General features: G+C 69.0%; 20 protein-coding genes and 3 pseudogenes. 10 read left to right on the top strand and 13 right to left on the bottom strand.

Annotated elements, in window-relative coordinates; genetic code table 11:
* Positions 1–61: 61 nt before the first annotated feature.
* Positions 62–1024: an ornithine cyclodeaminase family protein gene (locus GTZ93_RS37260; RefSeq protein WP_139917408.1), complete on the bottom strand. Its 963-nt coding sequence runs from the start codon at positions 1022–1024 to the stop codon at positions 62–64.
* A 147-nt stretch (positions 1025–1171) separates the two neighbouring features.
* Here GTZ93_RS37260 and GTZ93_RS37255 point away from each other — a divergent pair, with 147 nt between their 5' ends.
* The gene (locus GTZ93_RS37255) at positions 1172–4084 is read left to right on the top strand and encodes a serine/threonine-protein kinase (protein WP_139917410.1); all 2913 of its coding nucleotides are present in this window, start codon (positions 1172–1174) and stop codon (positions 4082–4084) included.
* A gap of 145 nt (positions 4085–4229) precedes the next feature.
* Positions 4230–4655: a hypothetical protein gene (locus tag GTZ93_RS37250; protein WP_139917412.1), complete on the top strand. Its 426-nt coding sequence runs from the start codon at positions 4230–4232 to the stop codon at positions 4653–4655.
* On the opposite strand, the gene GTZ93_RS37245 is transcribed toward GTZ93_RS37250, so the two are convergent.
* Both GTZ93_RS37245 and GTZ93_RS37240 read right to left on the bottom strand, forming a co-directional pair.
* Entirely contained in the window at positions 4656–5891 is a 1236-nt protein-coding gene (locus GTZ93_RS37245; protein WP_139917414.1) for a serine/threonine protein kinase, read from the bottom strand.
* A 53-nt stretch (positions 5892–5944) separates the two neighbouring features.
* The gene (locus GTZ93_RS37240; RefSeq protein WP_139917416.1) at positions 5945–6505 is read right to left on the bottom strand and encodes a hypothetical protein; all 561 of its coding nucleotides are present in this window, start codon (positions 6503–6505) and stop codon (positions 5945–5947) included.
* A gap of 182 nt (positions 6506–6687) precedes the next feature.
* Between GTZ93_RS37240 and GTZ93_RS37235 the strand changes: the two genes are divergently transcribed.
* Entirely contained in the window at positions 6688–7770 is a 1083-nt protein-coding gene (locus tag GTZ93_RS37235; protein ID WP_139917419.1) for an SMI1/KNR4 family protein, read from the top strand.
* A gap of 28 nt (positions 7771–7798) precedes the next feature.
* On the opposite strand, the gene GTZ93_RS37230 is transcribed toward GTZ93_RS37235, so the two are convergent.
* Entirely contained in the window at positions 7799–8101 is a 303-nt protein-coding gene (locus GTZ93_RS37230) for a hypothetical protein (RefSeq protein ID WP_139917421.1), read from the bottom strand.
* Between the two features lie 171 nt (positions 8102–8272).
* A pseudogene (locus GTZ93_RS37225) lies at positions 8273–8737 on the bottom strand (quinone-dependent dihydroorotate dehydrogenase); the annotation flags it as partial.
* 103 nt (positions 8738–8840) lie between these two features.
* Between GTZ93_RS37225 and sitA6 the strand changes: the two are divergent.
* Together sitA6 and sitI6 are read left to right on the top strand one after the other, a co-directional pair.
* Complete coding sequence (gene sitA6, locus GTZ93_RS37220; protein WP_139917423.1) at positions 8841–9536, top strand: SitA6 family polymorphic toxin lipoprotein; 696 nt, start codon at positions 8841–8843, stop codon at positions 9534–9536.
* Positions 9536–10237 (top strand): SitI6 family double-CXXCG motif immunity protein, encoded by a 702-nt coding sequence (sitI6, locus tag GTZ93_RS37215; RefSeq protein ID WP_139917425.1) that lies wholly within the window; start codon positions 9536–9538, stop codon positions 10235–10237. Before sitA6 ends, sitI6 begins: the two co-directional genes overlap by 1 nt.
* A gap of 86 nt (positions 10238–10323) precedes the next feature.
* On the opposite strand, the gene GTZ93_RS37210 is transcribed toward sitI6, so the two are convergent.
* Genes GTZ93_RS37210 through GTZ93_RS37195 form a run of 4 tightly spaced genes read right to left on the bottom strand, consistent with a single transcriptional unit; the run spans position 10324 to position 13956 of the window.
* On the bottom strand, positions 10324–11397 hold the full coding sequence (locus tag GTZ93_RS37210; RefSeq protein ID WP_139917427.1) for a quinone-dependent dihydroorotate dehydrogenase: 1074 nt from the start codon (positions 11395–11397) through the stop codon (positions 10324–10326).
* Positions 11398–11400: 3 nt separating this feature from the next.
* Positions 11401–12393: an adenosine deaminase gene (add, locus tag GTZ93_RS37205; RefSeq protein ID WP_139917429.1), complete on the bottom strand. Its 993-nt coding sequence runs from the start codon at positions 12391–12393 to the stop codon at positions 11401–11403.
* A gap of 36 nt (positions 12394–12429) precedes the next feature.
* The gene (locus GTZ93_RS37200) at positions 12430–13134 is read right to left on the bottom strand and encodes a Smr/MutS family protein (protein ID WP_139917431.1); all 705 of its coding nucleotides are present in this window, start codon (positions 13132–13134) and stop codon (positions 12430–12432) included.
* 24 nt (positions 13135–13158) lie between these two features.
* Positions 13159–13956, bottom strand: coding sequence for a TerB family tellurite resistance protein (locus GTZ93_RS37195; protein WP_315967411.1), 798 nt, complete (start codon positions 13954–13956; stop codon positions 13159–13161).
* Positions 13957–14046: 90 nt separating this feature from the next.
* On the opposite strand from GTZ93_RS37195, the gene folD reads away from it, so the two are divergent.
* On the top strand, positions 14047–14898 hold the full coding sequence (gene folD / locus GTZ93_RS37190) for a bifunctional methylenetetrahydrofolate dehydrogenase/methenyltetrahydrofolate cyclohydrolase FolD (protein WP_139922515.1): 852 nt from the start codon (positions 14047–14049) through the stop codon (positions 14896–14898).
* Between the two features lie 119 nt (positions 14899–15017).
* Here the strand turns inward: folD and GTZ93_RS37185 are convergent, their stop codons facing one another.
* The 3 genes from GTZ93_RS37185 to GTZ93_RS37175 all read right to left on the bottom strand — a co-directional run bounded on the left by GTZ93_RS37185 (position 15018) and on the right by GTZ93_RS37175 (position 16181).
* On the bottom strand, positions 15018–15341 hold the full coding sequence (locus GTZ93_RS37185; RefSeq protein ID WP_139922518.1) for a hypothetical protein: 324 nt from the start codon (positions 15339–15341) through the stop codon (positions 15018–15020).
* Positions 15342–15475: 134 nt separating this feature from the next.
* Positions 15476–15652 carry a hypothetical protein gene (locus tag GTZ93_RS37180; RefSeq protein WP_161663290.1) on the bottom strand — a complete coding sequence of 59 codons (177 nt, stop codon included), beginning with the start codon at positions 15650–15652 and terminating at the stop codon, positions 15476–15478.
* A 238-nt stretch (positions 15653–15890) separates the two neighbouring features.
* A complete protein-coding gene (locus tag GTZ93_RS37175) occupies positions 15891–16181 on the bottom strand; it encodes a hypothetical protein (protein ID WP_139922521.1) in 291 nt (96 codons plus the stop codon).
* A 91-nt stretch (positions 16182–16272) separates the two neighbouring features.
* On the opposite strand from GTZ93_RS37175, the gene GTZ93_RS37170 reads away from it, so the two are divergent.
* Both GTZ93_RS37170 and GTZ93_RS37165 read left to right on the top strand, forming a co-directional pair.
* Entirely contained in the window at positions 16273–17010 is a 738-nt protein-coding gene (locus GTZ93_RS37170; RefSeq protein WP_139922523.1) for a hypothetical protein, read from the top strand.
* Between the two features lie 21 nt (positions 17011–17031).
* Positions 17032–18252 (top strand): aldo/keto reductase, encoded by a 1221-nt coding sequence (locus GTZ93_RS37165; RefSeq protein ID WP_257979478.1) that lies wholly within the window; start codon positions 17032–17034, stop codon positions 18250–18252.
* A gap of 72 nt (positions 18253–18324) precedes the next feature.
* On the opposite strand, the pseudogene GTZ93_RS43100 reads toward GTZ93_RS37165, so the two are convergent.
* A pseudogene (locus GTZ93_RS43100) lies at positions 18325–18453 on the bottom strand (IS4 family transposase); the annotation flags it as partial.
* Between the two features lie 1275 nt (positions 18454–19728).
* On the opposite strand from GTZ93_RS43100, the pseudogene GTZ93_RS37160 reads away from it, so the two are divergent.
* Positions 19729–20822: pseudogene (locus GTZ93_RS37160) on the top strand (transposase).
* Between the two features lie 100 nt (positions 20823–20922).
* Positions 20923–22614, top strand: coding sequence for an OmpA family protein (locus tag GTZ93_RS37155; protein ID WP_222595366.1), 1692 nt, complete (start codon positions 20923–20925; stop codon positions 22612–22614).
* Positions 22615–22650: the final 36 nt, after the last annotated feature.

The following is a 22650-nucleotide window of genomic DNA, read 5'->3' as shown; positions in this document are numbered from 1 at the left end:
GCATCCGTGCGTCCTTCAGGGTCGTCTCCGCGAGGAGGACGCACCGGGTGGGATACGGGCGTCAGGCGTCCTCGACCAGATCGAACCGCTGGCCCACGCCCTTCACCAGGGCGACGTCGTAGAGCGCGCGGGCCAGGGCCACGTCCTGCACGGCGAGGCCGGTGGAGTCGAAGACGGTGACCTCGGTGCCGGTGCGGCCGGGCTTCCGGCCAGCGACGACCTCTCCCAGGGTACCGGCGAGCTGCTCGGCCTGGATGAGCCCGTCGTGCAGCGGCACGTTGACCTCGCCGGAGTGGAGCGCCTGATCCGCGTCGTCGATGAAGACGCGCCCTTCGACGAGCAGTCGCGGATCCAGCTCCTGCTTGCCGGGAGCGTCCGCGCCCATGGCGTTGATGTGGGCGCCGGCCTGGACCCACTCACGGCGGACCACCGGGGCGCGCGCGGGCGTGGCGGAGCAGACGATGTCCGCGCCAGAGGCCTCCTGGAGGCTCACCACGCGGCCGCCCTTCTCCTTCTGGAGCGCCTCCGCGGCCTGGGCGGACGCGTCCGCCAGCAGCAGCTCCAGGTCCCCGAAGAGGGCGCGGTGCGCGTCGATGAGGACACGCGCCTGCACGCCGCAGCCCACGAGCCCCAACGTGCGCGGCTTCTTCTTCGCCAGGTACTTGGACGCGATGCCGCCGGCGGCGCCGGTGCGCCACGCGGTGAGCAGCGTGCCGTCCAGGATGGCCAGCGGGGAGGCGGTGTCCGGGTCGCTGAGCACGTACACGGCGCGCACCGTGGGCAGCCCGTGCTTGCGAGGGTTGTTCGGATGGGCGTTGACCCACTTCACGCCGGCCGCGCCGTCGAGGAACGCGGGCATGGCGCGGAAGTCGCCGTCGTACTTCGGCAGGGACAGGTACACCTTGGGGGGCATGAGCGCGTCACCGCGGCCATGCGCCAGGAAGGCACGCTCGACGGCTTCCAGTCCGAGCTCGACGGTGTAGAGGCCGCGCAAGTCCTTGGCACTGAGGAGAAGGGTGGGCATGGGCGCCGCTATAGCCAACCGCCCCTGACCGTGTGCGTCGTGTCCGATGTGCAATGTCTGCCATTGGGCATTGTCACAATCACTACCCGGAGCAGGTAGGCAGGCACGGATAATGGGGAAAGGCGGGTTCAGGATAGGCTGGGGGCGATGAAGACCTCCCGGCCCACTGAAGACACCGGTTCCCAGGCGCCGAACACAGGCCACCCGACGGGTGACTCCAGCGCGCCGGAGCGTCCGCTCCATGCGACGCGCGTGGGCCGCTACGTGTTGCTGGCGCGGCTGGGCAAGGGCGGCATGGGCGAGGTCTTCGAGGCCTTCGACCCGGAGCTGCGCCGCACCGTCGCCATCAAGCTCCTTCACGAGCGGCGTCTGCCTGACGAGGAGGAGGACGCCCGCGCGCTGCGGCTGGTGCGCGAGGCCCAGGCCATGGCGCGCCTGTCCCACCCGAACGTGCTCACGGTGCACGACGTGGGCACACACGAGGGCCGGGTGTTCATCGCCATGGCGCGGGTGGAGGGCGGCACGCTGCGGCAGTGGCTGCGCGAGGGGCCGCACCCGCAGCGCCAGGTGCTGTCGGTGTGTCGGGCGATGGGGCAGGGGCTCGCGGCGGCGCACGCGGCGGGGCTGGTGCACCGCGACTTCAAGCCAGACAACGTGCTGCTGGGCCGCGACGGCGGCGTCTGGGTGACGGACTTCGGCATCGCGTCCGACGCGGGCGTGGGTACGGAGGCAGGGCCCGCGGTGCCACCGGCCGCGCTGTTGGAGGGGCCGCTCGACACAAGGCTCACTGCGACGGGCGCGCTGGTGGGGACGCCCGCGTACATGGCGCCGGAGCAGTACGCAGGCCGGGGCCCGGACGCGCGCGCGGATCAGTTCAGCTATTGCGTGTCCGTCTACGAGGCGCTCACCGGTCAGCGCCCCTTCGAGGAGGGGACGCTGCGGCGCATGGCCGTCACGCTGCTGGATTCGCAGCGGGCCCCCCAGGGCGCGGTGGTGCCCCGGGTGGAGCTGGAGCCGCCCGCGCATCCATCCGTCCCTGGCTGGGTGCACCGCGTGCTCGCGCAAGGCCTGGCGGTGGCGCCGGAGCAGCGCTTCGCGTCCATGGAGGCGCTGCTGGCGGCGCTGGAGCGCGACCCGGAGGCGGGACGGAAGAAGCTCGCGGGCCGCTCCATCGCGGTGGTGGCCGGGCTCTTCCTGGGCGTGGGCGTGGCGTGGGTGCGTCCCACGCCGTGCAGCGGCGCGCCCAAGCTGTTCGCCCGCGTGTGGGGCCCTACGCAGAAGGCGGCGGTGGCGGAGGCCTTCGAGAAGAGCGGCGCGAAGGACGCGGATGGCGCCTTCGACCGGGTGGAGCGCGCGCTGGATGCCTACGCGTCCGAGTGGAGCCGCATGCACCGCCAGGCCTGTGAGGCCACGCGCGTGACGGGAGAGCAGCCGGAAGCGCACCTGGCGCTTCGCATGTCGTGCCTGGATCGGCGCCTGCGGGCGGTGGACGCGCTGGGGGCTGAGTTGGCGCACGCGGATGTGGCGCTGGTGCAGCGCAGCGCGGAAGCGGTGGATTCGCTGCGCGGCGTGTCTGGCTGCGCGAACGTGGAGGCGCTCTCCGCCGCGGTGCCCCCGCCGGAGGACCAGGCGGCGCGCACCCGCGTGGACGCCGTGCGCAAGGACGTGGCGCATGCGCAGGCGCTGCTCGACACGGGCCGCTACGCGCAGGCGGTGCCCGTGGCCAAGGCCGCAGTGGAGGCGGCGCACGTGACGCACTACCGGCCCGTGGAGGCGGAGGCGCTCCACGTCCTGGGCTGGGCCCACCACCGCATGAGCCAGTCGCGCGACGCGCGGGCTACGTGGCACGAGGCCATGGCCGCCGCCACGGCGGGACGGCATGACGAAGTGGCGCTCCAGGTGGCCACGGAGCTGGTGCTCGGATTGAGCGGGGATCCCGAGTGGTTCCCCGAGGCCCACCTGTGGAGCGCCCAGGCGCACGCGCTCATCGAACGGTTGGGCTCCGCGCCGGACCTGGAGGGACGGCTCGCCAACCACGAGGGCATCCTCGCGCTGAACGAGGAAGCGCTCGACGCGGCGGCGGAGCACTACACGCGGGCCCTGGCGCTGCGCGAGCGCACCCTGGGGCCCACTCACGTGGACACCGCGAAGGTCTACAACAACCTGGGCATGGTGATGCTGCGCCAGGGCAAGAAGGCGGAGGCCACCGCGCTGTACCAGAAGGCGCTCGCCATCTACGAGGAGCGGCTGGGCCCGGTGCATCCGCTGCTCGCGGGCACGCTCACCAACCTGGGCTTCGCGGAGCAGGAGTCAGGAAACCTGCCGAAGGCGCTGGAGTGGTTGCAGCGCGCGTACACGTTGCAGCAGCAGACGCTGGGGCCGCTCAATTCCCAGACGTTGTTGCTGCTCCACGACATCGCGCTGGTGCAGGAGTCGCTGGGCGCGCCGGACCGGGCGCTCGCGCTGCACCGGCAGGCGCTGGAGGGCATGCGTCAGGGCTTTGGCGCGGAGAGCCGCGAGGCCATTGATTCCCTGAAGGCCTTGGCGGGCGCGGAGGAGCGGCTGGAGCGGGACACGGACGCGCTCGCGCACTTCCAGGAAGGGCTGACGCTCCAGCGCAAGGTGTTGCCGCCGGAGGAGTTCGCGGTGGAAACGCTGGAAGAGGACGTGGGGCGGCTGATGGTGGCGCAGGGCCGTCCGAAGGAGGCGGTGCCGCTGTTGCGCGCGGCGCTGGATTCCAAGTCGCGCTCGCTGGGCGCGGAGCATGCGCGGACCATCCACAGCCGCACCGCGCTGGGGCTCGCGTACTTCCTGCTGGGGCAGGGCGACAGCGCGCGTGAATTGCTGGAGACCTCCGAGCGGGTGCTGGCGCCGCTGGGTTGGAACCCCGTGGATGCGGCCATGACGCACTTCGCGCTCGCGCAGGCGCTCTGGAGCCAGCCCGCGGAGCACGCGCGGGCGCTGACGCTGGCGAAGCAGGCCGAGGATGGCTTCACCCAGGGCGGCTCCATGACACGGCGCGAACTGGCACAGGTGAAGCAATGGATTGCCAGTCGTTGAGTCTCACTGTCATTGGATTTGACCGCTATTGATGGAATTGCAGTGAAGGCTTGGAGTGGTCTGGGAAATCCGGATTGCCTAACATGCGGCCTTGTCGGAAGGCCGGGCGCCATGCCGGCGTCCTCCTCGGACCAAGGAGCCATCCATGAAGCCTGGAATCGCGTTGCTGCTGTGCACGGGTCTGGCATTGACGGCGTGCGGTGGAGCGATGACGCCCGAGGAGGCCGCCGCCGAGGAGACGCCGCTGGCCACATCGGAGGCCGCGCTGATCACGTGTGGCGATTGGGTTGGATGGAGTGACACCGGCCTGACGAGGTGTTTGGCCAATCCAGACTGTGGGACCAACTGGGTTTGTGAGCCGAGGCTGAAGGCGGACGAGGCTCCGTCCCTCGACAATGGACCCCAGCAGCGGCCACCGGTGTGCCCCGCGGGCCAGGTGGCCGTCCCGTACACCAACTCGGGCAAGATGCGTTATCAGTTCCAGTACCGGGCGTGCCACGACGAGGCCGGCAACTACACGCACACGGAATATCAATACCGGAACTACGCCAGCAGCTGCATCAGCTGCTGATCAGCTCCACCACCAGGCCGCCGCGGCAAGCAGGCTTCCCGCCACGGACACGGCCACCCACTTGAGCCACGATGCCTGTGAGGACGGTGGCGGCGGCTCGGAAGGCCGGAACCGCTTCACTGGCTCTGGGAGCGGAGCCTGCTCCTTCACGGGAGCGGGCTCCGGTGGCCGGGACACGGGACGCTGGGGCCTCAACGCCTGGGTCGGCGCCTCCGAGCGCAGAGGAGGCGCGGGCTCCAGGGGCAGGGTGGGCGGCACCTCCGGCTTCATCACCTCCGTGGGCGCGGGGGCGGGCGGTTCCGGCAGGGCCGGACGGAGCCTCCGGGGCTTGGCCGGGACGCCGGTGGGCGGCTCCATCAGCCGGGACGGAAAGAGCGGGGACTCGCCCAGCCGGGCCAGCTCCGCGCGGAGCTCCTTCGCCACGGCGGCGGCCTCCGTGGGCCTGCCCTTGCGGTCCTTGGCGAGCAGGGCTTCCACCAGCGACACCAGCGACGCGGGAATCCCCGGGCGCTGCGGCATGAGCGGTGGCGGAGCGTCATACAGCACCGACTCCATCAGTGCGCGGCCGCGCTGGATGGGGAACGGCCGACGTCCGGCGAGCAGTTCGTAAAGACAGATGCCCAGCGAGTACAGGTCCGCGCGCGCGTCCAGGACGTCGTCGCGGATCTGCTCCGGGGACATGTATGCCAATTTCCCCATCACCACGCCGGACGTCGTCTGCGTGCCTTCGGACGTCTTCACGATGCCGAAGTCGGCAATCTTCACCGTGCCGGTGTAGGACAACAGCAGGTTGTCCAGGGACACGTCGCGGTGGATGAGCTCCATCCACTTGCCCGACTCCGGGTTGACGAACTGGTGCACATACGCGAGCCCGTCACACGCCTGCGCGATGGCATCCAGGATGGGGCCCAGCGGCAGCAGCTCTGGCCGGCTCGCCGCGTGGACGTGCGCGAGGCTGGAGCCCGCGACGTACTCCATGGACAGGTAGACCTGGTCGTCGATGACGCCCGTCTCCAGCACCCGCACCACGTTGAGGTGGTCCAGTCCGGCGGCGACCTCCGCCTCACGCAGCAGGCGGCGGCGGAAGCGGACGTCGGCGGCGTGCTCGGAGTGGATGCGCTTGAGGACGACCGGCTCTTCCCAGCCCTCGCGTTCCGCGAGCGAGACGCGCCCCATGCCGCCTTCACCAATGTCCCGCAGGACGCGGTACGGCCCGAATCGCTGGACGTCGTTCATTCCGGGGCAAGCCTACCGTCACTCTCGCCCGGAACGCAGGATCACGCCGTGGGTCAGCCGCCGACCCGGGCCGAGTCGCTGGCCTGGAGGTCCTCTTCGGCCCCGATGCGGCCCTGGCCACTGCCGGAGTGCTTGGAGCCCGCGGACCGGGAGCTATCGCCCGTCGCCACCCGGCCACGGTGAGAGCCTTCCGGCGCGGCCCCACCCAGCAGCTTCGCGAACAGGTCGCGGAGCTTCTCGACCAGCTTCTCCACGGGGGACGACGGCTTCGACCCGGCCGTACCCGGCGCTCCGCTATCCGCAGGCACGAAGCTGCACGAGACCGTACCGGAGTGACCACCGCCCTGGCCCCTCACGCTGGAGCCGGAGGCGCAGGGCCGCGCCTTGCCGCCGTCGCCCACCGGGCCGCGATGGAGGCGGTCCTGGATCGAGATGCCGGGCTGGTCATGCGTGGGGCCACCCTGGAACTGGTCCGGGGGATCCTTGTAGCCCTGGGCGCTGGAGGCGCTGCCCTTGCCGCCGCCGAGAATGCTCTGTCCGGACGCACGGTGCACCGGAAGCTGGGTGGACTGCTCGGGCTGCGTGGAGCACGACGGCGGGCGGGCGATCTTCACGAAGCACCTCAGGACGGAGTTCCTGAAACCATCATCGGACCCACCACGTTCCAAGTTTCCGAGGAGTCCCGGAAAACCGAAGACGCGTCTGGGGTGCAGCGCGTCAGCGTTCAAAGCCAGACAGCGCTTCCGCGCCCACCAGAAGGTGGAGGGAAGGGGTGCGACAGGTATGGTGCGGCGCGATGACGACCGCCCCGCGCCCCAAGAGCGTTCCTCCTGAAGCCACCTTCGATGCCTCCACCAAACTCTGGCGATGCGGAGGTCCCAACGACGCGCGCGAGCGCCTGTGGATCCATCCGTCGGGCCTCCTGCTGCTCGACGCCACGCGCAAGGACGGCAAGCTGGATGGAGAGATCAAATGGTCGCTCGGCATCCACGAGATGTCGGAGCACGCACCGCGCCTGGCCATGCAGGAGGCGCTTGGGCTGCCGAGCGGGCCGAACAATACGATGATCGCGACGTTCGCGGACGGCGCGCTGGTCGAGGTGCGCTTCCGCCCCGGCTTCGACTTCCCGGACGAGCTGCGGATTGAACTGCGTGATGGCGTCATCGACGGCGCCCTCGAGTGGGTCGTCGGCCCGGTCGATGGCGCCCTGTTCGAGTACGCCGGCACGAAGCTCCTGCACAAGATCTTCAAGGTCCCGAAGCCCTGGCCTCATCGCCTGACGGCGGTGTTCGCCAAGGGCAAGCTGAAGAGCACGACGTTCTTCGCCAAGGACGGCACGCCGCTCGACGTGAGCAAGCCCACGCTCACCGAGTGGGGGGAGAGCACCGAGGCGAGCACCCTGGCCGGCTACATCGAGCGCGGTGACTTCGCGGCCGACGCGGCGCGCTTCTTCCCGAAGGCGCCCCGCGTGTCGAAGCCCGGCAGCAAGAAGGTTCGTGCCGTTCCCGCGGGTCGCGCGCTGGACGAAGTGGTGACGGGCGGTGGCGTGCCGTCGATGACCCTCGCCTTCGACTTCGACAGCTACGGCTTCGACTGCAAGAAGGAGGACCTGGCCGGTGCGAACGACGACAAGTACGTCGGCATCGCGAGCGACGGCTCCGGCGAGATGTTCCTCCTCGACGTCACGACGGGAGCGGTCGTCCGCTACGCGCACGAGGAGGGCTCTGTCTCGCCGGCCTTCGACTCACTCGATCAGCTCGCCTTCGCGCTCCTCCGCGTAGAGGCGGCCGCGAAGAAGCTGATCCCGAAGGCGAAGGTCTCGGCGTTGTTCAAGCGGCTGGACCTCAAGGTGGCCGCCGCGCTCCTGAAGGAGTACTGAGCGCACGGTCGCGGGAGGAACGGCGTCTTCAGTCCCTCCGGTGGGGCGTGCAGGGGGGATCGCCCTGCGTCCCGCCGGAGTTGCCCCGGCCGCCCGCGCGGATGCTGCTGCCGGAGGCGGTCGTGCCCGGGCCGCCGGGGCCCTGTGAGGGCTTGAACTTGTCCCGGTCCTCGATGCCCTGTCCGCCACTCGAGGCGCTCGCGCCGACGCGGATGCTGCTGCCTGAAGCACCCTGCTTGCTGTCACCCACGTTCGAGCTGGCCACCGGACCGTCGAAGACGTCGGAGGGGCTCTGCTCCGCGGGCGGCTTCGGCGGGACCGGCTGCGGCACGGAAGGGCGCGGCGTCGAGGTCGGCGACGCGGGCGGGGACGACGGCGGACGGGAGATCTTCAGGGCGCACCTCGAAGGGCGGAAGACGTCCCACCATCATCGCCCGGGGCCTGTCCCGAGTTTCCTGTGTCACCAGGAAGACAGGTTACCTGCCCCGGAGGGCAGGTGGGCCTATGCGGGCATGCCTTCGCGAGCGTCCACGCCAATCACGTCGCGCACGGAGGCGAAGCCGTCACGGGCCAGCAGGGCGCCCAGCTCCGGGAGGATGCGGTCCGCCATGCCCGGGCCTTCGTAGATGAAACCCGTGTACACCTGCACCACGGTGGCGCCCGCGCGCAGCTTTTCGTAGACGTCCTGCGCGGTGAACACGCCGCCCACGCCGATGAGGGGCAGGGCGCCCTTGCTGCGCTGGTACGCGCGGCGGATGACGGCGTTGGACAGCTCGCGCACGGGGGCGCCGGACAGGCCGCCGGCCTCCTTCGAGTGCTTGTGCTCGAAGGGGCGGGTGAGGGTGGTGTTGGTGGCGATGAGCCCGGACAGCCCTCGCGCCATCGCCACGTCCACCACTTCATCCACGGCCTCGGGCGTGAGGTCCGGGGCGATCTTCAGGAACAGCGGCGTGCCCGGGGCCACCGGGAAGGCCGGTCGCTGTCGGCGACCGGATGAAGTGCTGCCCGCGCGGACATGCTCGCGACGGTGAGCTGTGCGGAAGACTGCGGCTTTCACGTCCGGGGGCCATATGCGTTGGATGCTTGGGCTGCTGCTCGTTGTCAGCTGCGCGCCAGCTGGAGTGCACCGGCTAACGCCCGAGGAGGTGTGGCGGGAGGCGGGAACGACGGCAGGATGTCGCTATGACACGCACGACATCTGCACCGCGGCGCTGTGTGCCGGCGAGGGCTGCGCGCTGTACCGCTGCGAGGACCTGGTGCCCGGGCGCGTGGTGCGGACGCGAGGCGCCACGGTGGCACCACTCCTCGTCGCGCCTGGAAGTGGCGCGCAACGCAACTGGGGAAATGCCCAGGGACTTCCAGGCGGTGCGCAGCCCATCATGGTGTTTCGCTGGCACAGGCGAGAGCCGCTGCCCAGCGAACTGCGTCGGCAGCAGGCCATTGAAGAATGGGCGAGGCGACCGAAGGAGCGGCACCACATCTTCCCCCAGGCCTTCGAGCGTCGCTTCGCGCGCAGAGGCATCGATGTCCACCAGTACGTGATTGCCATTGATGCCGACCTGCATCACAAGATTCACCGCGGAGAGGCAGGCGGGCCGTGGAATCGCGAGTGGGAGGAATGGCTTCGCATGAAACAGGACCGTGCCAGGAAGGTGGAATACTTCGAGCAGGCGTCGGCCATGATTCAGAAGCACGGCCTCTTCGGCCTGACGATGACGTACTGGCAAGTCGTCGACCTGAGTCCCCAACCCGTAAGGGAGGACTGATGCGGTACTACGAAGTGCGCGCGTCGCAGGGGCCATGGCGGTGGAGCGGGCGCTACGACGCCGAGCATCGATGGGTGCTGCCAGGAGTGGACTGTCCGCGCTGCGGAACCTGGGCGGGCGCGGGCGCGTACCCGACGGTGGACTTGAGCGGGACGGGGGCACTCGCGAAGGAGCTCGAGGAGACGCTCTTGCCGACGACGGTGGCCGAGTACCGCCGGATGGCCGCGGCCATCACGCCCTGGGTGGCGGTGGACCAGGAGGTGACGCCAGGCTGCGCCTTTGGGCCACTTCGGGGCACCGCGTCCGGTGACTTCGGTCCGCTGACGGCATGGCCTGGCTGGCAGCTGCTGGTGCGCGAGGACGCACGGGCGGCCCTTCGCGAACTGCCGCTGCAAGGCGTGGAGGCGGTGCCGGCGCAGCTGCAGGGGAGCAGGGGACAGCTGTACGAGGTGGAGGCGCGCCCCATCGGCCGCGCCCACTACGCCTCGGTGACGCCGGACAGCCCGTCCTGCGACTACTGCGGCCACCAGGGCGGCTTCAGCCTCGCCACCGACTGGGCGCTGGACGCGGCCACTGTGTCATCGAGCGACGTGTTCCGCGTATGGGGAACGGGGGTGATGGTGGTCTCCGAGCGGTTCGCCGCGACGCTGGACAAGCTGGGCCCGAGCGACGTCGAGCTGCGCGAAGTGCCGACACACTGACGGAGCCGTGTCAGGAGTTGCGCGGAGAGTCCTGGGCGACTTCCCCGGCGTAGGGGTGACTCAGGAGCGCGAAGAAGAGGACTCCCCTAGCGAGCGTCCACGCCAATCACGTCGCGCACGGAGGCGAAGCCGTCACGGGCCAGCAGGGCGCCCAGCTCCGGGAGGATGCGGTCCACCATGCCCGGGCCCTCGTAGATGAAGCCCGTGTACACCTGCACCACGGTGGCGCCCGCGCGCAGCTTCTCGTAGACGTCCTGCGCGGTGAACACGCCGCCCACGCCGATGAGGGGCAGGGCGCCCTTGCCGCGTTGGTACGCGCGGCGGATGACGGCGTTGGACAGCTCGCGCACGGGGGCGCCGGACAGGCCGCCGGCCTCCTTCGAGTGCTTGTGCTCGAAGGGGCGGGTGAGGGTGGTGTTGGTGGCGATGAGCCCGGACAGCCCGCGCGCCATCGCCACGTCCACGACTTCATCCACGGCTTCGGGCGTGAGGTCCGGGGCGATCTTCAGGAACAGCGGCGTGCCCGGGGCCACGGCGTCCATCCGCTCGCGCACGGCGAGCAGCAGCGCGGACAGCGCCTCCGGCTCCTGCAGCTTGCGCAGGCCCGGCGTGTTGGGCGAGGACGCGTTGACGACGACGTAGTCCCCCAGCGACGCGAGCGCGTCCACGCACGCCACGTAGTCGTCGACCGCGCGCTCCAGCGGCGTGTCCTTGTTCTTGCCGATGTTCACGCCCAGCGGGCCGGGCTTCCACGAGCGGGCCTTGAGGCGCTCCGCCGCGGTGGCCGTGCCGTGGTTGTTGAAGCCCATGCGGTTGATGACCGCGCGGTGCTCCGGCAGGCGGAACAAGCGCGGCTTTGGGTTGCCGGGCTGGGGCTTCGGCGTGACGGTGCCAATCTCCACCGCGGAGAAGCCGCAGGCGAACAGCCCGTCCACGGCCTCCGCGTCCTTGTCCAGCCCGGCGGCGAGCGCCACCGGGTGGGCGAACTTCAGCCCCGCCAGCTCCACGGACAGGTCCATGGGCGCGAGGCGCAGCGTGTGCTCGCGCATGGCGCGGCAGCGGGCGTTCCACTTCCCCAGGGCCGCGAGCCCCGACATGCCCAGCCGGTGCGCGGGCTCCGGGGGCAGGCTGAAGAGCAATGCGCGAGTCAGGCCGTACATGCGTCAGGCCGGGATGAAGGACGCCTCGCGCGCCCACGCGAGTGCCTGGTCCACCTGCTCGGTGGTGAGCAGGTTGTTGGACTCGACGATTTCAATCTCCCGCCGCATGTCCGTCTCCAGCAGGTAGGGGCCGTCCGTGTTGATGGTGAACTTCACCTTGCGGTCCCAGAACGTCTGCATGATGTGCTTGAGCTCCTGCAGGTCCGCCACGGCCTTGGTGTGGATGTTGGACGTGGGGCACAGCTCCAGCGTGATGTTGTTCTCGCGAAGAATCTTCATCGCGGACTCGTCGTACGCGGCGCGGATGCCGTGGCCGATGCGGTGGGGCTTGAGCTTCTCCACCGCCGCCATCAGGCCGTTGGCGCCCGTGCCGGCCGTCTCGCCGGTGTGCACGGTGCACTTGAGGCCGGCCTTGCGAGCGCGGGCATAGAGGTCCTCGTACTCGGAGAGCGAGGCCTTGTGCTCCATCGCGTCGCGCTCCGTGCCGGCCAGGTCGATGCCGTACACGCCGCGCGAGCGGTACTTGATGGCCTTCTCCACGATGATGCTGTTGAGCTTGTGGTCGAACTCGCGGGCCAGGCAGAAGATGAGGCCCACCTTCACGCCGTACTCCAGCGTCGCGCGGTCCATGCCCCGCAGCGCCGCGTGGATGATGTGGTCCAGATCCAACTCGCTGGAGAGGTTGCGCTTCATCGGATTGAAGCGCAGCTCAATCTGCGTGACGCGGCTGCCCCGGTACTCCTTGCCAATCACCTCGTAGACGGAGCGCTCGATGGCGCTGGGAGAGGATTGGATCTTCTCCGTCCAGGTGTGGAGGATCTTCAGGTAGTCATCGAGGCTGCCCACCTTGCCCGGACGGGAGGTGATCAGCTCGACGAAGTCGAAGTAGTTCTTGACGGGGAGCTTGAAGCCCTGCTGGTGGGCAATGGACCACAGGATGTGCGGAGCCACCGCGCCACCCACGTGGATGTGAAGGTCAATGAGGTCGCGAACCATGGCGGCATGTATGCACAGCCACGGCCACGCGTAAAGCTATCGGCGCAGCAGCACGTAGACGGCGCCAGCCCCGCCGTCCTGCGGACGGGCAGTGGAGAACGCCAGCACCATCCGCTCCAGCCGCTTCTGCGACAGCAAGTCCCTCACCGCGTCCTTGAGCACCGGGATCTGATCCTTGGAATTCAAACCGCGCCCGTGGACGATGAGCACGCAGCGGCGCTTGGCGCGACGGCTGTCGGACAGGAAGCGCTCCACGGCGGCCTGGGCCTCGCGCTGCGTCTTGCCGTGAAGGTCCAGCCGGTCCTGCACGGAGAAGTCGCCCCGGCGCAGGGAACGCAGCAGGTTGGGGTCGGTGCCGGGGGAGGCGCCCTCGAAGGCCGCGTCCGAGCCGGTGAAGGACAGGGGCCCGTCCACCGCGACCAGGTCGGAGAGCTGCGCGAGCGCCTCCGCGTTGTCGTCGATGAGCTCCGGCAGGCGCGGGTTCGTCTTGGGGGCTTCACCGCGATGGGTGATCTGCTGCACGCCGTCCATGGCGGAGAAGAAGAGGCCCACGTCGTCGTCTTCCGGACGCGCCTTGGGGGCCTTGGTGGGCTTCTGCGCGACGGCCTTCTTCTTCGAGGCCTCCGCGGCGGCGGCCGCTGCCTTCTCCTGCTTCTCCTGGTCCTGGAGCGTCTTGATGGCGGACTTGAACGGGTTGTTCTGGAACTCCGCTTCCTTCTTCTTCGGGGGACGCTGGCTCATGGGATTCCTGTCTTCTAACCCGGGCTACAGGCCGCGCAGCCTGCGGATTTCCTCGTAGGCGTCGCGGGCGGCCTGGAACCGGCGGGCGGCCTGCTCGGCGGCCTTGGGCGCCAGGTGGGCGGCCTTGTCGGGATGGAAGCGGGCGGCGAGCTTGCGGTAGGCGCTCTTCACCTCCGCGTCGGTGGCGTCCGGGGGGAGGCCCAGCGTCTGGTAGTGGGCGGTGGCGTCGCCCAGGTGCAGTTCGGCCAGGGCCTGGACCTTGGCGTCGGGGACGTCCAGGCCTTCGGCCATGCGCTTCAGGGCCTCGCGTTCGGAGCGCTGGAGGGGGCCGTCCGCGAGCGCCATCTCATAGAGCGCGTCCAGCAGGCGGAGCCGTTCGCCCGAAGGCAGGGAGTCCAGGCAGGAGGCGAGGGAGGCGGGGGCGTCCAGGGAGGCGGGGCGGGAGAGGAAGTCCTTGAGGTAACGGCGCACGGCCTGGACGGTGTGGGCGTCGGCGCGGAGGACCTCCTCGAAGTAGCGGCGGACCTCGCGGACCTCCTCGCGGCGCATGTCGCCGTCGGCGCGGGCCACGTCCACGAAGAGGGCGGTGATGTCGCGGTCGAGCGGGTCCTCGTCCGGGGCCTGGACGATGGGGAACTCGCCCGGGCCCTGGGTGAGGGGGGGCTGTTCAGGAGGCGGCTCGAAGGTGGCGGGGAAGTCGCTGAGGATTTCAGGGAAGTCCGGGGGAGCGCCGTGCTGTTCGTCGAAGTAGTGGCCCAGGGCGGTGCCCAGGATGAGGGCGAGCACGATGGCCCAGGGCCCGCCAATGAGGAGGCCGGCCATGAGACCCAACATCGCCCCGAGAACTTTTCCCGCGCCCATGCCTTCGCTTCGCTCCCTTGTGCCGGGCCAGTCTTGCATAAGGTGGGTCGCATGACGGCTCAGTTGATTGACGGCAAGGCAGTGGCGGCGCGCGTGCGGGCGGAGATCAAGGAGGAGGTGGCGCGCCTGAAGGCCGAGCGCGGCATCACCCCGGGGCTCGCCGTGGTGCGCGTGGGTGAGGACCCGGCGTCCAAGATTTATGTGACGGGAAAGAAGAAGGCCGCCGAGGAGGTGGGCTTCAACTCCTGGGAGCATCACCCGGACGAGACCATCACCCAGGACGAGCTCCTGGCGCTGGTGCACCGGCTGAACGAGGACCCGGCGGTGCACGGCATCCTGGTGCAACTGCCCCTGCCCAAGCACATCGACGCGGACGCCATCATCGCGGCGGTGATGCCGGAGAAGGACGCGGACGGCTTCCACCCGATGAACGCGGGAAATCTGCTCCTGGGAAGGCCGGCGACGCGGGCGTGCACGCCCTATGGGGTGATGCGGCTGTTGGAAGAGGTGGGGTGCAATCCGGCCGGCAAGCGCGCGGTGGTGGTGGGCCGCAGCAACATCGTGGGCAAGCCGCAGGCACTGATGCTGCTGCAGAAGGACGCGACGGTGACGGTGTGCCACCGCAAGAGCGACCTGCCGGCGGAGGTGGCGCAGGCGGACATCCTGGTGGTGGCGGTGGGCGTGCCGGAGCTGGTGAAGGGCGCGTGGATCAAGCCCGGCGCGGTGGTGATTGACGTGGGGATGAACCGCAAGGCGGATGGGAAGCTGGTGGGGGACGTGGAGTTCGCCGCCGCGGCGGAGCGGGCTTCGTTCATCACGCCGGTGCCGGGTGGCGTGGGTCCGATGACGATCGCGATGCTGATGAAGAACACGCTGGAGGCGGCTCAGCGCGCGGGGAAGTAACCGCTGTCCGATCCCCGGATGCAGGTGTCCGGGACGGAGCGTCGGCAGCCCGCGAGAAATCTCGCGGTCCGCTGACATTGGTGGGGTGGGCCTCACGGATGCGAAGCCCGCCGCGCTTTCTACGGTGCACCGGTTCCGTCGCTGTTGATGGCCCAGGCGCCGTTCGCGAACCGGACCCAGCTCGTCTTCCGGCCGCAGCCCGTCACGCCGACACCGCGTGCGTCGGTGGGAAGCTTCGGGTCGCCCGCCACGGACAGGACCTGGAGCTCAAGCTGCTCGGAGGGGCAGTTCGTGGCGAACGAGGCCTGCGAACGGATGGCTCGCTCGTCATTCTCCCAGGAGTATGTTCCGAGGTGGAAGCCATCGCGCTCGACGGTGGAAATCGTGGCGCAAGCGGGGCCAAGCCACGCAAGGGCTGAGAGGCAGAGCAGGGGGCTTCGCATGAGCGCGCCAGATAGCACCTGGCTCTTCGGCGCGGCAAGGAATGGAGCCTCATCTGGATGTGTCACCAAGCTGTGTCCTCCGTGCGACTGGGCTCCCCATCCGTGAGTGGGCAGGGAGGCCGGGATGCCAGGAGCTACAGACCGCAGACGTACGGTCCGCCCTGGTTCTTGCAGGCGTCGTAACGGATGCACCAGCCGTCCGGCGTCGAATAGGCATACATGTAGAAGCCATTCGCGCAGCGGACGCGGTCGGTGGGAATGCGGCACCAGCCGACATCGGTGTCCGGGTCACAGCTGGTCGGTGGTGCCATGGCGTGCACCGGACGGTCTGACTCCGAGGACTGCGTCTCCGGCGGTGCTTCCTGCGCTGCTTCAGGCCCGCAGGCGACGAGAAGCATCGCAGCGCCGGCCGCCATTCCAACTGACTTCACCAATGAATGCCATTGCATGGCTGTCTCCGTGACGGGGTGGGGACCGCTGGAACAGTCTAGCTTGGAAATCCGAATAGGAAGCCATGGCCCGGGTTCCAGTCGGGAGCGACTGGAACCGTCACTGCGGACAGATAATTTCGGGACCCTGACTGTACTTGCAGACGTCGCGCGGGATGCACCAGCCATCCGGTGTCCAGATGGCATACATCTCGATGCCGTTGTTGCAGGGCACGCGGTCGCTGTAGACGCGACACCATCCGACATCCACGCTTTCGTCACAGCTGTTGGGCGGAGTCATCGCGCGCACCGGGCGGTCCGAGGTCTCCTGGGCGGCTTCGGGGCCGCAGCCAGCGAACAGCAACGCGCCGACCAACAAGCTCCAAGACTTCCTCAACGGCTGCATTTTCATGAGCGTGTCTCCAAGCGGGGAGGGGAGTCTAACCGCCATTCCTCTTCGCCCAGGGCGGGACATGACGGAGATTGCGTGCATGGGTCCGGCCTTGCACCGATGCGCAGTGGGCGGGGCCGCGCTGGGGCTGTTGCTACTTGCCACCCCCGCGCGTGCCCAGGACGCCACGGCCCTGCCCACGTTCTCCCTGGAGCGACTGGACCCGAACCCGGGGCTGGGACCCATTGCACTCGGTAATGGCGAACTGCTGGCGCCCGGGGTGCTGCGCATCTCGTTGATGGCGCACTACCAGCACTCCTCCCTGCAGATCCCGAACGGCTTGCTGGAGCCCTCGCTCGTCCTGTCCCGGACCACCGCCCTGGTGTCGATGGCCGTCGGCGTGCTGCCGTGGCTGGAGCTTCATGCCCAGCTTCCGGGAGTCATCCACCAGAGCGGCGCGGACCTGAGCACCTCGCTGTCCATCGCCTCGCCTTCGCGCAGCGGGCTGGGGGCGCCACGGATCGCGGCCCGGTTGGGCTTGCTGGGGACCTCCGCTCACGACGCCTTCCACCTGGCGGTGGACCTGGACATGCGGTTGCCCGTGGGCGGCTCGGGAGCGTTTGCCCGTGACCGGGGAGTCCGCGGCCAGGGCCGCGTCATGATGGGGAAGCGGTGGGGGGCCGTGGCTCCGGCGCTGGCGCTGGGCGTGCTCCTGCGGCGCTCGGTGTCCGGCTCCAGCGTGGACCGCATCAACGGCGTGGGCAACGAGCTTCGCGCCGGTGCGGGAGTGACGGTGGGCTACGCCCTTCGCGCGGAGGTGTCCGCGTTGGGTGCCTACTCCTGGCGGTAGCAGCGCTTCAGCGGCGAGCTGGTGGGCGGCCTGCGCTACGCACCCGTCCGGCCGTTCGAGTTCTTCGCCATGGGCAGCGCGGGTCTGGGCTCGGAGCCTGGGACGCCCCGCTTCCGGGTGCTCGCGGGACTTGCCCTGCTGCTCTTCGACAAGCCACCGCCTCCGCCCCCGGAGGACATCGTCTACGAACTCGTCCAGGGGCTGCCGCGTGCTCCCGCCGAGCCCCAGCTCGAGCCCGAACCCACGCCTCCCGAGCCCCCCACGCCCGAGCCCTCCGTCGAGCCGACATGGTCCGACACCGACCCGGATGGGGATGGTGTCGTGGACGCGCTGGATGCCTGCATCCACGAGAAGGGGACCCGGGAGTACGGCGGTTGCCCCGAGACCGGCGACCCGCTCGTCACGCTGGAGGTCTCCAGCGTCGGGCTCGGCGTCCAGAATATGAGTCGCACCTACCAGACCACGGTTCCGAGCCGTCCCGAGATGCTCAACATCATCCGGACCGCCTACGACCGGGGCGTCACCTTCTTCGATGCGGCCGAGGCATACGGTCCACATGAGGTCGAGCGCATCCTCGGCGAGGGCATTGCCTCATTCCGGGACAAGGTGGTCCTCGCATCCAAGTTCGGTTGGAACATCGACCTCGAGACCGGAGAGCGCCGCCCAGGCCTCAACAGCCGCCCGGAGCACATCAAGTTGGCCGTCGAGGGCATGCTCAAGCGCCTCCGCACCGACCGTATCGACCTCCTCTACCAGCATCGGGTTGACCCGGAGGTCCCCATCGAGGACGTCGCCGGGGCGGTCAAGGAGCTGATGGCCCAGGGCAAGGTTCTGCACTGGGGCCTGTCCGAGATGGGGCCGAAGACGCTGCGCCGTGCGCATGCCGCGCTGCCTGTGAGCGCCGTCCAGAACGAGTACTCGATGCTGTGGCGTGGCCCCGAGGCGGTCATCATCCCGCTCTGCCAGGAGCTGGGCATCGGCTTCGTGCCTTGGAGCCCACTCGGCGTGGGGTTCCTCACAGGGGCCATCGACGCGAACACGCGCTTCGCTCCGGGCGACATTCGCGGCGTCGAGTCCCGCTTCGCGCCCGAAAACCTGCCGCACAACCTGGCCCTCGTCGAATCGGCCAAGCGCTGGGCAGAGCGGAAGCGTGCCACGCCCGCCCAAATCGCACTGGCCTGGCTGATGGCGCAGACCGGCGTCAGCCGTGGGGTTTTGATCCTGAGGCATCCCCTCATCTGAGTCAGATAAGTCCGAAGGCCTCTCGGAGCACGGCGTGCTTGCGGACGAGTCGTCCAAAGCGCTCCACCAACGGGCGGAGATGAGCAGCAGCCTGTCTCGGCGCTCCGGTGTCTTCACTCGCACCTGCTTGAGGCCCATGCCGAACTTGAGGTCCTTCACGTCCCGGAATGTCTCCTCGATGGTGAACCTCCGGGCGTGAAGGCCCGGGGTGACATCCAACCGTACAGCTCCCACGAGGGGCGCCATGACTGAGCAGGCGTTGCGGGAGTGCATCCAGGACATCCCGGACCCGTGCCGTTGCGCCACCGGTGCCGTTGGGCATCGGGGAGATGGGCCTCATCGAGTCCGTGAAGCACATGGGAGAGGTGACGGTGCGGATGCACATCACCTCTCCCATGTGCATGCCTGCTGCCGCGTGACGAGGCGCGAACCGAACCCTCCTGACGGCGGTCACCCGCTGTTTCGCGTGAGGCTTCGCCGCCTCCAGCGTTCGACAATGGTTCCACGACAAAGACAAACACCTGTCTGGGCAACCACGGACCCAGGCAGGTGCTCTCAGCAATGAGCGCGGCTCACCAGCAACACGTCTGGCAGATGTCGAACTCGGACTCACAGTTCACTTCGCACGCCTCTGCGGGCGGCCGCCCGACGCAGGCCGCCAGGCATTGATCCAGCCGGGGCTGACACAGGGTACAAGGACGGCAGGCGAGAAGCTCCTCCGAGGAGCTCGCCTCACCCTGCGCGCCGCAGACGCCGGTCGCCGCCACGCTGGTGGTCAAATCCCCCTGCCCCGGGGAGAGGCCCTCATGAGCCTGGACACTTCCAAAAGCAACGAAACACAGAGAAAGGCACAGCCGCAGGGCGCGCTTCATGAAAATCTCCACTGTCTGTTGATGGATGCGCTTGGGAGCAACGAATCATTCCGTGGCTCCGGGAGGCAGAGAATAGAAATGGCAAAGGCAAGTCAAGCATTACAAGTCTGTGAAAGAGTTCCAGGGTTCCGCTCTCAAATCAGCCCGCCCTCAGAGAGATTAGAGGCTCCAGGTCTCCAAACTCGTGGGGCGGATCTTACCTCCTGGGGGAACCCCTCATATGAAGCCGAGCGCTTCTTGGAAGACAGGGTGGCGGTGGAAGAGTTTGGCGAAGCGCTCGACGAGAGGCCGCAATCGCTCCTCCTTCATCATGGGAGGGGCCTGGTTGCGTGTTCCGGACGATCGCGATCACCGATTCCGGAGCAAGCCGAACTGTCATGGGCCGCCCTGTCGGATCGCTCGCGGGTCACCCACCCAGATCGCGGTTTTGATCAGAGCAAGGAGCCCGCGTGCTCGGAAGCGTCAAGGGTCGGCTTCGCCGAAACCTGAACGGTTCTGCGCCCTTGACCCTGAAGGATCCCCTCATTTAGCGAGTTGATCAGCATCGGCTCGCTCGGTAGGTGAGTGGGACGGAGCTGGCAGTCGGGCAAAGAGTGCATCCACCATGAGGCGCAAGGTGGCCATTGACGCAGAGCAGGTGCGGGCGTTCCTGACGGAAGTGTTCGAGGACGACCTGCACGTCAAACGAATCCTGTCCCTGTCGCACGCGACGCTGGGGGCGGTGCAGGCGGCGAGCCTGTCGGTGGCGGCCATCGGCAAGGCCATGGCGTGGGCGCGTGGAGAGGATGTCACGTCCAAGCACGCGGTGAAGCAGGTGGACCGACTGCTTTCGAATGGGGGCTTCGACGTGTGGAGGCTCTTCGCGTCCTGGGTGCCCTTCGTGCTGGCGGAGCGGACCGAGGCGGTCATCGCGCTGGACTGGACGGACTTCGAGCAGGACGACCAGGAGACGCTCGTGGCCAGCCTCATCACCCGGCATGGGCGGGCCACGCCGCTCTTGTGGACGACGCTGGTGAAGTCCGCCTCCGTGGGCAACCGGCAACTGGTGGAGGGCCAGACGCTTCAGCGACTGCGCGAGCTGATTGCCTCGGAGGTGAAGGTGACGGTGGTGGCGCGGACCGGGGCTTCGCGGATGCGAAGTTCTACGCGCTGCTGCGGCAACTGGGCTCCGAGTGGGTCCCAGAAGGCGGACGCGCGAAGGTGCTCCGAGGCGCACGCGTCACCGCAGCCATGGCGCAGGTAGGGGCGGTGGTGTGTGTGAAACGCAAGGGCATGAAGGACTCCTGGTGCCTGGCCGCCAGCCTCACGGAAGCCACGGCCCAGGAGGTACTGGACGTCTACGCCCGGAGATTCACCATCGAGGAGACGTTCCGGGACGTGAAGGACCTCAAGTTCGGCATGGGACTGAAGCAGGTGCGCGTGAAGACGCCGGAGCGCCGAGACAGGGTGCTCCTCATCAGCGCCCTGGCCCAGGTCCTTTTGACGTTGCTGGGCGCCGCGGGCGAGCCGCTTGGTTACGACAAGCATTTGAAAGTGAATACGGTGACGCGGCGTACGCACTCGCTGTTCACCCAAGGCGCCTACTATTTCATGGCCATGCCGCGCATGAGCGGTGAACGACTCCGCCCGTTGGTGGAGCGTTTCGGGCAACTCGTCCGCGAGCATGCCGTCTTCCGAGAGGCCTTCGGACTTATCTGATTCAGATGAGGGGATGCTTCAGGGCGGGGACCGCAGGCTTAGCCTGGCTTGGAAATCCGGGCTGGGGCCATTGTCCGGGTTTCATATGGGAACGGCTGGAATGCTTGACTGGGAGCAGATGAACTCGGGGATCTGGCTGTACTTGCAGACGTCGCGCTGGATGCCCCAGCAGTCCGGCGTCCAGACGTGTCTGACCGCCATTCCCCTTCAGCCCGGGCGGGACCTGACGGATGATGCGCGCATGGGTCCGGCCTTGCACCGATGCGCAGTGGGCGGGGCCGCGCTGGGGCTGTTGCTGCTCGCAACCCCCGCGCGTGCCCAGGACGCCACGCCCCTGCCCACGTTCTCCCTGGAGCGCCTGGACCCGAACCCGGGCCTGGGGCCCCTGACGATGGGGAGCGGGGAGCTGCTGGCGCCCGGAGCGCTGCGGATCTCCCTGCTGGCGCACTACCAGCGGAGATCGCTGACGGTCCGCAACGGGCCGGACGAATACCCGCTCGTCCTGTCCCGGTCCACCGGAGTGGTGTCGCTGGCCGTCGGCGTGCTGCCCTGGCTGGAGCTTCAGGCCCAGCTTCCTGGCGTCATCCATCAGAGCGGCGCGGACGTGAGCACCGTGCTGTCCATCTCCCCGCCGTCACGCAGCGGACTGGGGGCGCCGCGGCTCGCTGCCCGACTGGGGCTGCTGGGGACCTCCGCTCCCGAGGCCTTCCACCTGGCGCTCGACCTGGACGTGCGGTTGCCCGTGGGTGGTTCGGGCGCACTCGCGCGTGATCAGGGCGTCCGTGGACAGGGACGGCTCATGATGGGCAAGCGCTGGGGGCCCGTGGCTCCGGCGCTGGAAGTGGGCGTGCTCCTGCGTCGCGCCGTTTCGACGGACTCCGGCGTGGACAGCCTCAACGGCGTCGGCAATGAGCTGCGCGCCGGCGTGGGACTGACGGTGGGGTATGCCCTGCGCGCGGAGGTGTCGGCGCTCGGCGCGTATTCGTGGCGGCAGCAGCGCACCAGCGGAGAGCTGCTGGGCGGCCTGCGCTACGCACCGGCGCGGCCCTGGGAGTTCTTCGCGTTGGGCGGCGCGGGCCTGGGCGCGGAGCCGGGCGCGCCCCGTTACCGGGTGCTCGCGGGATTCGCCCTGCTCTTCGACAAGCCGCCACCTCCGCCTCCGGAGGACATCGTCTACGAGCTCGTCCAGGGGCTCCCTCGTGCTCCCGCCGAGCCACAGCTCGAACCCGAACCCACACCTTCAGAACCTCCTCCTCCCGAGCCCGCCAAGGACGAGCCTGTCTCCGAGACCGACTCGGATGGTGACGGTGTCGTGGATGTGTTGGACGCCTGCATCCACGAGCGGGGAACCCGAGAGCACGGCGGCTGCCCGGAGACGGGTGACTCGCTCGTCACGTTGACCCGGGAGCGACTCGTCCTCCATGGCCAGGTCTTCTTCGAGGTCGGCGCGACGACGCTGCCGGGCCGTTCTCGCGTCCTGGATCAGGTGGCGCGGGTGCTGCTGGAGCATCCCGAAGTGGAACGCGTCGTCATCGAAGGGCACACGGATGCGGAGGGGTCGTCGGCATCCAACCAGCGCCTGTCCCTCGCTCGCGCGGAGGCCGTGCGCGAGTACCTCGTGCGAAAGGGCGTCCCGGCTCACCGGTTGGAAGCCCGGGGCCTCGGTGCGCGCCGGCCCGCGGGCTCCAACGGAACGCCGGCAGGGCGGGGTGAGAACCGCCGCGCGGAGCTTCTGTTGATCCTGGGCGAGCCCACTTCGGCCCGCACCGTCCCCGCGCCTCCACCCCCCTGAGTCCAGGAGGGCCTCCCCGGCGGAGGCACCCTGCGG

The organism is Corallococcus exiguus (assembly GCF_009909105.1).
GTDB lineage: Bacteria > Myxococcota > Myxococcia > Myxococcales > Myxococcaceae > Corallococcus > Corallococcus exiguus.
The sequence above is the reverse complement of the archived record's forward strand: the minus strand, read 5'-3'. Positions and strand labels throughout refer to the sequence as shown.